Origin of the sequence: Candidatus Amarolinea dominans (assembly GCA_016719785.1) — a bacterium.
Classification (GTDB): domain Bacteria; phylum Chloroflexota; class Anaerolineae; order SSC4; family Amarolineaceae; genus Amarolinea; species Amarolinea dominans.
Genome location: JADJYJ010000034.1, coordinates 115,979 through 128,163, shown reverse-complemented (window position 1 = coordinate 128,163; position 12,185 = coordinate 115,979). Strand labels below are relative to the sequence as shown.

Here is a 12,185-nt window from a genome sequence, read left to right as displayed (position 1 = left end):
TTACGGGGGGGAATGCACACCTGCGTCCTGAATTGATGGGTCACGGCGCTGAGCTTCGGCCCATGCCTCGCGGGCGGCGTCGGTCTCGCCGTTGGCTTGCAGGGCATTGCCCAGCAGCAGGTAGGTGACAGCCGCCTGATCGTCCAGGACCAGGCTGGCGCGCAGACTGGCGATCGCTTCAGGCCAGCGCGCCAGCGCGGCCAACATTTGGCCCTGCACCATGTAGCCGTAGGGGGTTTTGGCGACGGCCAGGGCCTGTTCTGCCGCTTGCAGACCGTGTTCCGGGTCGTTGAGCGCGGCGTAGGCATGAGCCATGACCATGTAGGTGTAGCTCTCATGCGGGGCCAGGACTTGTGCCTGCTGCAACTGCGCCAGGGCCGCGGCCGGCTGTTGATCCCGGTAGAGCAAGATTTCTGCTAAACGCCGGCGTGGCATGGCCTGGCCAGGGTCACGCGCAATTGATGTCCGATAGGCGGCTGCGGCTGCGGCCCACTGCTGTGCCTGCCAGGCCTGGTTGCCCGCCTGAAAATAGACGTTGGACAGCAGCGCCTGTGACGCTGTTACCTCTGCGCAGGCTGGGGCGATCTGCGCCAGGGTCTTGTCCAGCTCTTCCGTCTGTGCCGGCTCTTGCAGCAGGCGGTAGATGATGTCGCGTGCCTGGCGCGCGCAGGCTGTTTGCAACCGCCTCGATTCGAGTGTCGGCGCCAGGCCGGCGCTCAGCAGCACCAGGGTCGCCGCGAAGCCCAGCAGCGCAAGCCAGTTCAGACGCGGCGCGGCATCTACAGCCCCCGACGCGCCGGCCACAAGGACCGGATGAGCCTGCGGTCGCTCTGGCTCACCACGCCTTGCGCCAGCAGCAGCCCGGCATAGACGGCCGCATAGGCTGCGGCCAGCGCGGCCAGGGTCAACAACGTCACCTGGGGCAGCCGGGTTAGCACCAGGGCTAAAGCAGCGCCGCTGCCCAGGGCCAGGCCCACGGCTCGCCAGGGCACCAGGCGGGCGAGTGCGGCGCCGGAGAGCTGCAGCGTTTGCGCGAAGGCCACCAGTACCAGGCTGGAGCCGATGACCAACGCCACGAAGGCGGCCACCGTGATCCCCACGAATCCAAACGGCCCCACCAACAGCAGCGCCAGCACCAGGTTGGTGAGACCCTGCACGACATGGGCGCGCAAACAGAGATGGGCCTGCCCCAGCGCCTGCAAGATCATGTAGGGTGGAAAGGCCACCAGGCTGACGAACCAGCCGCACGTCATCAGCCGCATGACAAAGGCCGCCTGCGCGTAGCCTTGCCCCAGCCAGGCGGTCAGCAGCCAGGGCGCCGTGATGATCAGCAGCAGGTAGGCCGGCCAGCCCAGCAAATAGACATAACGCGAGCTGCGCTGGTAGATCATCTGCACGGCCTGCTGTTCTCGTTCGGCGTGCAGATGCGAGACGCCCGGAAAGAGGGGCAAGAAGGCCACGGCGAACAGCCCGCGCAGTTGGGTGATGATGCGCTGTCCCACTTCGTATTGTGTCACCAGGGCCACGCCCAGGAAGCGGGTGATGACCAGTTTGCTCAAGGGGTCGAAGAGCAGTTCGGTCAGCGCCCCACCCTGGATGTTGAGGCTGTAACTCAACACGGAGCGCAGATAGCCGGCATCGAAGGTGCGCCAGCGCAGGTGCAGGCCGGGCGCCAGCCGCTGTGTCATTACGCCGTTGAAGGCGCCTGAGGCCACGGCCAGCACCAGGCTGAGCACGGCCATGCCGACCAGGCCGCCGCCCAACGCCAGGACGACGACGATGCCCAGGTAGAGGCCAATCCCGTTGGCCAGCGCGGTCAGGTTGGTCAGATCCATGCGCTGCAGGCCCTGCAAGGTCGAGTTGAACGCGCCCAAAGTCAGGTTGACGGCGAAGGTGAGCGCCGCAATACCGATGACCGTGACGATTTCCTGCGTGAGCGCCGGGGAGATTTGCGGCACCAGGCCCGCCAGGAAGTGGCGGCCAAGCAGCACAAGGGTCGCCAGGCTCAATCCCACCACGAGATAGAAAAAGAAGACGGTGTTCAACGCCATGTCCAGGCGTTGCCACTGCTTTTGCGCCGCGAATTCCGCGACGTACTTGGTCAGGGCCAGGCCCATGCCAAAATCGGCCAGTTGCGTGTACGATGTAAAGAGCGCCACGATGGCCCACACGCCAAAGCGCTCATCGCCCAGTTTGCCCAGCATGAACGGAACCACGAGCAGGGGCAATGGGAGCAGGACGAGAAAGCGCAGCACGCTGAAGAGCGAGTTGCGCACCATGCGGGTGACCTGTGGGCTGGTTGCTTCGGACACAGCTAGAAGACGCTCCGACTCTTGCTTACCGACACTGGCGATACCAGGCAATGGTGCGCTGCAATCCTTCGGCAAACGACGTGCCGGCGCGGAAGCCAAACTGCTGTTCGGCGCGTTGCGTGTCCAATTTGCGTCGCGGCTGGCCGTTGGGCTTGGTGGTGTCCCAGACGATGTCGCCGTCGAAGCCAACCAGGTCAGCAATCAGGTGTACCAGGTCACGGATCCTGATTTCCATGGCCGAACCGATGTTGACCGGCGCGCTGGCGTTGTAATTTTCGGCTGCCAGCAAGATGCCGTGCGCCGCATCATCCACGTAAAGAAATTCACGCGTGGGCGACCCATCTCCCCACACGACGATGTGATCGTCGCCCCGTTCCTGCGCTTCGACGCACTTGCGAATCAGGGCCGGGATGACGTGCGAGGTCTGCAGGTCGAAGTTGTCGCCAGGCCCGTACAGGTTGACCGGGAGCAGAAAGACGGAGTTGAAGCCGTACTGATCGCGATACGCCTGCGACTGCACGAGGAGCATTTTTTTTGCCAGGCCGTAGGGGGCATTGGTTTCTTCTGGATAGCCTGACCAGAGGTCATCTTCATGGAAAGGCACCGGGGTGAACTTGGGATACGCGCACACCGTGCCAATGGCCACCAATTTTTCCACGCCGGCCCGCCAGGCCTCGTGCAGCAGTTGGGCGCCCATCATGAGGTTGTCGTAGAAAAATTCGGCCGGATGCTCCAGGTTGGCGCCGATGCCGCCGACGCGCGCGGCCAGGTGAATGACGATGTTAGGGCGACTGTCAGCCAGCGCCCTCTGCACGTTTTCCAGGTGGCGCAAGTCATAGTCTTGACTGCGCGGCACGAACACCGCCGCCGCGTGCAGGGCGTGCAGTTGGCGCACGATGACCGATCCCAGGAATCCAGACCCGCCGGTGACCAGGACGCGGCGGTTGGGCCAGAAGCTCATAGATGATGTTCCTTTCTGTAAGGCGCAGCGCACCTGCCCGGTTGTTAGCGGTCGGAGCTCAGCGGCGCAATCTGGATGCGCTCGATCAACGCGTTGCGGTCGCCGTCGCCGCCCTTGTCAATCACATCCTGCCAATAAACGTCATTATTGAAGATCAGCGTCAGCAGTTGCATGCCGGCGCGATTGCTGACAATCTGCAGGGTACGGGTTTCCCAACTGCCGTCGTCCGCGTTGAAGAAGATCTGGCCGCGCTGGATATTGCTGAGCTGTACGTCCACGATGACCGGGCCAGGCCGATCGTTCTGGCCCAACACCGACAAACGATAGACTCCCGGCTTGGGCAGCAGCACATTGAGGGTGACGATCGGCCCGGTGCCTGCGCGCATGGCGGCCTCATGCCCGCCTTCCTGAATCAACTGGGTGCCCTCCGCCAGGCCCCCTTGATCGGGGGTCCAGGCCAGGTTCGGGTCGGCATAGAGGACGTTGCCGTAGATGCGCAGCGTCTGCACGTAGAGATCACGGCTGCTGGTGTTGCGCAGGCGCAGCATGACCGTCCCCGCCTTGTGCATGATGCCCACAAAATGCGATTCGGTCTGCAGATCGAACGACAGGTCTTCGAGCAGGCTGCCGTCCATTTCCAGGGCGAGATTGTTGCCCAGGCGTGCGCCGCGGCCGCCAACTTCCAGGACGTAATTACCATCACCGAGGAAAACCAACGGGAAAGCAATCTCGTTGCCCGGCCCAAAGACGAAGGCGAAGGTCCCTTCGATACGATCCAGCCGCGGCTGGTCGGCAGCCCCACTGCTGAGCAGGTCATCGAAATTGAGATCAATCAGCACATCGCCGCGATTGATAGCAGCCGGAATTTTGGTCAGGCTAACCGTCTCCACCAGGGCGTTACGGTCGCCATCCTGACCGGCGTCCACTAATTCTTGATCGTAGGCATCGGCGGCGAACTCCAGGGCCAGGCGATGAAAGCCGGGAAGCCCCACCGAGAAGAGGAGCGACTGCTCACTCCAACTGCCGTCGTTGGCCGCGTAGCTCAGCACGCCAATCTGCGCACCGTCGAGCATGACCGCCAGGTCAACCGGGCCAGGCTGGTCGTTCTGCGCCCGCACCGAGAGCTGGTAGCCGCCGGCCGTGTCAAACGCCAGATCCATGCTGACGACCGGGCCGGCCGCGGGTCGCATGATGGCCCGCACCCCGCCCGCCTCTTCGACGGCCGTGCCCGGCGGCATCATCTCGGTGGCCTCGGCCATGACAAAGGTGGTCTGGTTGCCCACAGCGACGACGGGCGCGGCGAGGTTTGACACGGTGAGGAAGTCAATGACCGCATTGCGGTCCCCATCGTCTTTGTTGGCCACCAGGGCCGTGTCGTACAGGTCATTGGCAAAGACAAGGCGCAGGCGATGGTAGCCGACCGCGCCTACCGGCATACGCACCGAACGCAGCGACCAGGTGTAGTCGTTACGGGCATAGTCCAGGGTTCGCTCCAGCGGTTTGCCATCCAATTCGGCCCGGAGTTGCACCGGGCCGGGGCGATCGTGCAGGCCGTCCACGTTGAGGGTGTAGTTGCCGGTGCTGCTGAACCACAGTCCGGCCTCGATGACCGCGCCGGCGCCCGCGCCCATGGCCACGGGGCGATTACTCATGCGCTGCAGCCGTGCATTCTCACCCACCACGAACGGGTTCGCTTCGATGCGCAGATCTGTACTGTCCGGCTGCACGTAGGCCAGCAGCAGGCTGATCTCCTGCAAACACAACTGCCCTGGCTGCACGGTGGCCGGCGGAGTCAGCAGAATCTCGTGCTCGCCCGTGCTCAGCCGGCTCAACAGGTGAGTGGTCTGCGATAGGTGGGCGCCAGGGGCGATTTGACCCAAGAAGCGGTCATCCAGGGTCACCGGCAGTGGCTGCGTGATGTTCGTGCTGGCGGTCACCAGTTCGAGCACGTAGTCGGCCGCATTTTCCACGGTGACGGTAAATGTCACCGGTTGAGAATCGAGCCAGCGGCCGGCCGCGCCGGTCGTCGTCACGCAGGCGGTCAACGCCCCGGTGGCGGTAATGGGCGCTGTCTCGGTCAACTCACTCACGCCCAGGCTGATCTGGGTGCTGCCGCGATACACCCAGTTCTGGCGTTCTTCCAGGGTGACATAATCAAGGTCCGCGTAAGCCCCCTCGATGTAGGCGTCCGCGGTTGCGCCCAGGGTCAGGGTGTGCAGGCCAGGGCTGCTCACATTGACGGGGATGGAAATCGTCTGCCACCCCAGGTTGACCGGCGTCGTCAGAATACCGACTGCCTGACGGTCGAGCACCACCGACCATTTGGGCGTGCCGATGCGTGCGTTCATGCGGCCGTACAGCGTCAGCAGGTAGTCGCCCGGCTGGCTTGCCCACAAGGAGACTTGGGCGATGATGCCGAAGCCCTGGGCGCGTACGAATGAACCGCCGCTGGCCTCAGGTTGTTCGAAGACAAAGCCATTGTCGGTGGGGAAGTCTTCGGCTTCGATCGTCACGCGTTGGCCGTCCTGTCCGGGTATGGCCGCGGCATAGGCCAGCGTCAAGGTGCCGCTTAGCGCCGTGGTGGGCGGCTGCGCGGCAATGATGTCTACAGTGACCACTTCGGTGCGGGTGAAAGGCACCTGCACGTAATTGGGCGCCTGTACGCCGGCCGGGTCGAAACTGCCTTGGTTCTGACCGTTGACGTGTACGCTGAAGCGCTGCGATGTAGATGCGTCGTACGGGGTGACCCCGACGATGAGACTGCGATTGGGTAACGCGGCCCGTTTTGTGGTCAACTGGGCGCGACCGGCGGCCCATTCGAATGGCACCTGGCTGTTGAGCACCGGCGCGGTGTCCAACAGGTAGACCTGGGCGCCGACGACATCGCGGGCTTTCAGCGCGGGGAAGAGCGTGCCGACCTCACGGAAGCCGCCATGACCAGCCTGATCCACAATCCACACGCGCTTGTGGTTGTCAAACACCGATTGCAACTGGGGCGCCGACAGGTCGGCAAAGGACTGCACGAAGCTGCCAAACGCCTGGGGTTTGACCATTTGGCGGAAATAGTAGACAAACGGCCCCCAATCGCGGTCGCGGGCGGTAGCAAAGAGGACCGCATCGTCCGTGCGCAGATCGGCTTGAATGTAGCGGATCACGCCACGCCAGTTCAAGCGATCCTGCTGCCCATAATAGCCCAGGACTGGTCGCGTGTTGACCAGCAGGAGCAGGACGGTCAGCGCGCCCACCAGGATCGCGGCCGGGAGCGGGGTCTGCAGGACGGGGACGCGCAGGACAACGGCTCGCGGCAAGGCCCACAGCCGGCTCACGCCCGCGTAAAGGCCCAGCGCCACCAGAGCCAGATAGGCAGGCTGTACGAAGATGATATATTTGCTGGCAAAGAAATGTTCTGAGCGCACCAGGGAGACCAGTAGGAGGGGCAGCCAGAGCCACAGCAGAACAAAAAACGTTTGGCGCCACTGCCGGCGCAGGAGCAGGTCGGTCAAACCGAACAGGGCGAACGCCAGGTAAAGCCAGGAGGTCCAACTGCGGCCGCTGCCGAACTCGGCAAAAAGATCAATGAACGAGGCGACACTGAGGGAAAAGCCGTGCAAGGTGGCCCCCTCGGTGGTGCGTGCTGAGTCGGCCTGGGAGAAGATGGTCGCCACTTCGCTGCTGCTGGCGCTGCTGCTGGTGGCTGCGCGCACCACCGGCAGGGTGATCTCCAGCGTGAGCAGTGCAAGGACGACGACACTGACGACGAAGACGGCATAGGCCAGCGGAATGCGGCGCAGGGCGCGGGCCGTGACCTGTTGCCAGCCAAGCAAGCGGCTGCGCATGGTTTTGCGCCGGCTGTTGGTGCGGCGGCGCAAGCTGCTTAGCCGCGGCAGGCGCACACTGCGCACCAGGTGTATGCCCAAGATCACCACGGCATAGACCACCATGGGTACGACAAAGAAGACGGCGAAGAGGTGATTCCATACGTTAAAGGCGGAGACGAAGACGAAGGCAATGAGGTCGCCCGCACGCTTCTCATCCAGGCCGCGCAGCATCAGATAGGCGCCCAGCACAGCGAGGAAGGACATCAGACCGTAGTAGCGCGCTTCCTGCGAATACTGAATGTGAAACGCGGAGATGGCCATGAGAAAGGCCAGCAGGAGCCCGACTTCCGGCCGGCGCAATCGCCGTCCCAGGGCAAAGGCGACTGCCACGGCCAGCACGCCGGCCAGGAAGGACGGCAAGCGGATGAGCATATCCTGGTTGCCGATCAATCCGGTCAACGACGCCAGGAGGGGCAGGGGCATCTGAAAGCCCCAGCCGGTCACGAACTGACCGCCGGCGCTGGCTGCGATCTGGCGCACAAACGAGAACGGGGCTGTGGTGCGCAAGACGGACGCCGGTCCCAACAGGGCCAGGTCTCCGGTCAGGGCTTCGTCACCCCAAAAGGGCCGCGTGTTGAGTTCATAGGAGCGCAAGCCTGCGGCCAGCAGGATGATGAGCAGGAAGGCCGCATGGATTGCTAGTTTGCTGAAACGCGTGTTAGGATTTGTACCTGAAACCATCTATCAGTCCACGAATCTTGGCGCGTACAGCCGCACTGCGGCCGCGCGCACTCTCTCGTATGATGAGCCACGGAATACCTGCCGCCAAGGAGATCAAATACAACACCCACTGCCCGGCATGGGCGTAACGGCGCATGAATCGCACGGCATTGACGCCGGATAGATATTTCTCACGGGGATTGTAGAATCCACCCGTGCTGGCGCCGCCCTTGTGCCACATGCGGGCTGAGGGAACGTAACGCACGATCCAACCCGCCTGTCTCGCGCGCATCGCCCAATCGGCATCCTCGTAATAGGCGAAATAGGCCGGGTCGAGCAGGCCAACCGTTTCCAGGAGCTGGCGCCGCGCTAGTATACCACATCCGGGCAGATAGTCCACATCGGCGGCGCTGTCATACTGACCGCGATCGGCCTGCCCAAAGCCGCGCATGGCCGTCACGTTGCCCCAGAAGGTGACCCGCCCGCCGGCCGACCACAGAACGGTGGGCGGTTTGGCCTGGTAGATCTTAGGCCCGGCCAGGCCAATCTGTGGGTCGCGGCCGGCTTCGGCCACTAACTCCTGGGTCATGGCCGGGTCGAACCAGGTATCGTTGTTCAACAGCAGCACGAAGTCGGCGCCTTGCGCCAGCGCCCAGGTCATTCCCGCGTTGTTGCCCGCGCAGAAGCCCAGGTTGGCGCCGGTTTCGATGAGGTGGACGGCCGGGAAGTCGGCGCGGATGGCCGCCGCCGAACCGTCCTGCGAACCATTGTCCACCACCAGCGGAATCAGGGCCGGGTAGGTCTGCTGCTGCAGGCTGCGCAGGCAGGCCAGGGTGTCCGACCGGCCGTTCCAGTTGAGAATCAGCGCGACCACGCGCGGCGGGGCGTGTCCGTTGTTGGTGTTCATCCCGCAGATTTCCAGGCCAGTTGCCGGTAGACCGCCACAGTCTGGTGGGCAATATCTGCCCAGGAAAGATGCTGCTGCGCCCACTGCCGGCCGGCTGCGCCCAGGGCGCGGCGGCGCGGGTCATCGCTCAGCAGCCCGCTGATGGCCGCGGCCAGGGCGGCGGCGTTACGCGGAGGAATGAGCAGCCCGGTGACGCCATCCACCACCGCTTCGGGCAGGCTGCCGACGCGGGTGGCAATCACCGGGCGGGCAAAGGCATAGGCCGCGGCAATGACGCCCGAGGCGCTGCCGTCGGTGTAGGGCAGCACCACCAGGCTGGCGCGGCGGAAGAAGGCGGCCGCTTCCGCATCTTCCACAAAGCGGTTGACCCAAGTCACGGCCGCCGCTTGGGCGCCAGGGAGACGGCGATAGGGCGCCATGTCGCCCTCGCCGCCCACGACCAGGAAGTGAACATCTGGCACGGCCGCCTGCACCAGCGGCATGGCCTCGACCAGGTACTCCAGGCCCTTGTACGCCTTGATGCGGCCAAAAAACAGGACGGTGTGCGGCTCTTCGTCCTGGGCGCCGGCCCACTGGGTCAGAAAATCGTACCAGCCGTGCGCCAACACGCTGATGCGCGCGGCCGGCGCCAACCGCGTGCGCTGTAGTTCCGCGGCCAGCGCCTGTCCATGCACAAACAGGTGGTGCGCATAGCGTGGCCCGGCCCACACGTTCCAACGTTTGCGCCAGCCGCCCTCGCCAGGTTTGATGCTGACCTCGTGCTGCGTGACTACCAGCGGCCAGCGCCGGCGCAGCCAGGGCAGCGTGGCCAGTTCCCAGGGGTGCGTGCTCAAGTTGGCGTGGATGATGTCGGGCGCGGTGGCCTGCACGGTGCGCAGATACGCGGGCACGTGCAGCAGTTGACGCGGCAGGCGCGCCAGGTCTGCCAGGCGGTTGCCGGTGGGAATGTCAACCGGCGCCAGGGTGACAGCGGGCGCAAAGCCGAGCGGCGCGGGCGCCTGTGCCACCACGGCCGTCACGCGCACATCCGGCTCCTGGGCCAGGGCGTTGGCCAGCGCGGCGGTGTAGTGCGCCATGCCGCCGCGCGGCCACAGGTTGATGAGGGTCACGCGCAGCGGCGCGGCGTCGCGGCGGCTAGTGGGCGTCATGGCGACTCCTGCCAGGCTGGCGGTCGAGCACGCGCTGGCAGAGCTGCACATACTGCTGGACGATCGCCGGCCAGGTGAAGCGCTCGGCGATCTGGCGGCCACGGCGGCCGTACTCGGCGCGTAGTGGGTCATCCTGCGCCAGGGTTGCCAGCGCGCCGGCCAGGGCCTCGACGTCGGCCCAGGGCGCGACCAACCCGTTGCCATCCAGCAGTTCTTCCAGGCCGCCGGTTGTGGTGACAATGACGGGAAGGCCGCTCGCCATGGCTTCCAGGAGGGCCATGGACATGCCTTCATTGAAAGAAGGCAGGCAAAAGATATCAGCCTGCGCATAGACCGCGGGCATCGCGCTGCGCTCCACAAAGCCGAGGAATTGGACCTTGTCCTGCAGGCCCAGGGTTTGCGCCTGCTGGCGCAGCAGCGGCTCGGCGTCGCCGGTGCCGGCCAGGATGACACGCAGGGACACGCCCTGGCTCGCCAGGCGGGCCAGCGCGCCCAGCAGGTGTTGCTGCCCCTTGCGCTCGATCAGCCGCGCTGCGCAGAGCACCGTGACCGGCGTGCCTGCAGGCCGCGGCGCCTGAGACACCGGCGTGAACTGCGCCAGGTCAACGCCGTTGACGATGATGTCTATGGGCAGGCCGGGCGCAGTCTGCCAGGCCAGGGTGCGGTGCCGTTGGCTGATGGCAATGACGGCCGCGGCCTCGCGCCAGATCTGGCGAATGAAGGGCGTCAAGGCGGCATAGACATAACGGTAACGGTTTTCGAAACCGGGCACATCCGGGCCTTGCAGAGAAACAATGTACGGCAGGCCCAGCGTGCGTCGCAACGCCCAGGCGATGCCCCCGGCCGGCACCCCGGCAAAGGCAAAGCACAGGTCGTAGGGTGCGCGTGCGGCCAGGCGTCGCGCGTAGCGGTAGCCGCGCCAGGTGTAGCGCAGCAGTTCGATATTGGTTGAGTGATGGATGTTACGGTTGTCCACCGGCACCTTGTGCAGGCGGATTGCTGGCGTCATTTCTTCATATTCGAAGCGGCGCCTGGAGCGGCTGGAAGTGATCAGATCCACGTGAATGGGGGGGACGCGGTGACGTAGTTCGTCCAGCAGGTGGTAGTTGACCACACCGGTGCCACCGCCGAGCGGCGGGAATTCGTTGTCCAACATCAGGATGCGCATGGCGGTTGTGGGCGTCTCCTCAAGCATCCGGGGCCTGACGCTCATCATCGAATCCGCGGCGTTCGCCGATGATGTAGAGCGGGCGCTGCTTGACTTCATCGAAGATGCGACCGACATATTCGCCGATGACGCCGAGGGCGATCAATTGGATGCCGCCCAGGAACATCACGCCCACGACGATGGTGGCAAAGCCGGAGGGGAACTCGGGCAGGGTGAAGCGTTTGTAAACCGTCCACACGGAGAGTAGAAAACCCAGGAACGAGACGAGCAGGCCAAACAGAGAGGCGAGGCGCAGCGGCAGGTAGGAGAAGGAGAAGAAGCCATCGAAAGCCAGGCGCAGGAGTTTGAGCAGGCTGTACTTGGGTTGACCGGCAAAGCGGGCCGCACGATTGTAGGGCACGCCGATCTGACGAAAACCGATCCAACTGCGAATGCCGCGCATGAAGCGGTTGCGCTCTGGCATTTTGCGCAGCACGTCGGCCACGCGGCGATCGAGCACACAAAAATCACCGGCGTCGAGCGGAATCTCGACGTTAGCGACCTGGCGCAGGAGGCGGTAGAAGATGTCGTAGGCGCTGCGTTTGAACAGGTTCTCCTTGCGCTCCCGGCGAACCGCGTAGACCACATCGAAGCCCAGGCGCCATTGGGCCAGCAGCGCGGGCAGAACCTCCGGCGGGTCCTGCAGATCGGCATCCAGTACGATGACGGCATCTCCGCCCGCATGGTCAAGCCCTGCGCTGATAGCGGCCTGGTGACCGAAATTGCGCGACAGGTGCAGCACGCGCACCTGTGCATCATTCTGTTGGATGGCAGCCAGCAGGTCGCCTGAGCCGTCGCGACTGCCATCGTCCACGTAGATGATCTCATACGGCTCGGCCAGCGCGATCATGACACTGCTCAGGCGCCGATGGAGTTCCGCCAGGCTCTCGCGTTCATTGAAGACGGGAAGCACGACAGAAAAGACGGGAAGCACGACAGAAAGGACGGGAGGCTTCGTTTGGGTCAGGTGAGTCGTCATCGCCGCAATTCCTATCGGATGAGGTTGGACAGCCAAGAGATCAAGCGCATGATTCTTGTGGCCTGTGCTCGGCTAATCGTACCACAAGAAGCCGGGTCAGGCCAAAAAATAGATATTGCCAGGACTTTTGCGG

Annotated in this window: 8 protein-coding genes; all 8 read right to left on the bottom strand. The window is 64.3% G+C overall.

What is annotated here, in order from left to right; genetic code table 11:
- Genes IPM84_26560 through IPM84_26525 form a run of 8 tightly spaced genes read right to left on the bottom strand, consistent with a single transcriptional unit; the run spans position 1 to position 12,052 of the window.
- Positions 1-804, bottom strand: a complete 804-nt coding sequence (locus tag IPM84_26560; GenBank protein ID MBK9096254.1) for a tetratricopeptide repeat protein — start codon at positions 802-804, stop codon at positions 1-3.
- The gene (locus IPM84_26555; protein ID MBK9096253.1) at positions 780-2,312 is read right to left on the bottom strand and encodes an oligosaccharide flippase family protein; all 1,533 of its coding nucleotides are present in this window, start codon (positions 2,310-2,312) and stop codon (positions 780-782) included. Before IPM84_26555 ends, IPM84_26560 begins: the two co-directional genes overlap by 25 nt.
- Positions 2,313-2,337: 25 nt before the next feature.
- Positions 2,338-3,273, bottom strand: a complete 936-nt coding sequence (locus tag IPM84_26550) for a GDP-L-fucose synthase (protein MBK9096252.1) — start codon at positions 3,271-3,273, stop codon at positions 2,338-2,340.
- A gap of 44 nt (positions 3,274-3,317) precedes the next feature.
- Positions 3,318-7,832: a glycosyltransferase family 39 protein gene (locus tag IPM84_26545; protein MBK9096251.1), complete on the bottom strand. Its 4,515-nt coding sequence runs from the start codon at positions 7,830-7,832 to the stop codon at positions 3,318-3,320.
- Complete coding sequence (locus tag IPM84_26540; protein MBK9096250.1) at positions 7,810-8,718, bottom strand: glycosyltransferase family 2 protein; 909 nt, start codon at positions 8,716-8,718, stop codon at positions 7,810-7,812. Before IPM84_26540 ends, IPM84_26545 begins: the two co-directional genes overlap by 23 nt.
- Positions 8,715-9,866, bottom strand: coding sequence for a glycosyltransferase family 4 protein (locus IPM84_26535; GenBank protein ID MBK9096249.1), 1,152 nt, complete (start codon positions 9,864-9,866; stop codon positions 8,715-8,717). Before IPM84_26535 ends, IPM84_26540 begins: the two co-directional genes overlap by 4 nt.
- On the bottom strand, positions 9,853-11,061 hold the full coding sequence (locus tag IPM84_26530) for a glycosyltransferase family 4 protein (protein ID MBK9096248.1): 1,209 nt from the start codon (positions 11,059-11,061) through the stop codon (positions 9,853-9,855). Before IPM84_26530 ends, IPM84_26535 begins: the two co-directional genes overlap by 14 nt.
- A complete protein-coding gene (locus IPM84_26525; GenBank protein MBK9096247.1) occupies positions 11,054-12,052 on the bottom strand; it encodes a glycosyltransferase family 2 protein in 999 nt (332 codons plus the stop codon). The genes IPM84_26530 and IPM84_26525 overlap by 8 nt, the downstream gene beginning before the upstream one ends.
- Between the last annotated feature and the right edge of the window lie 133 nt (positions 12,053-12,185).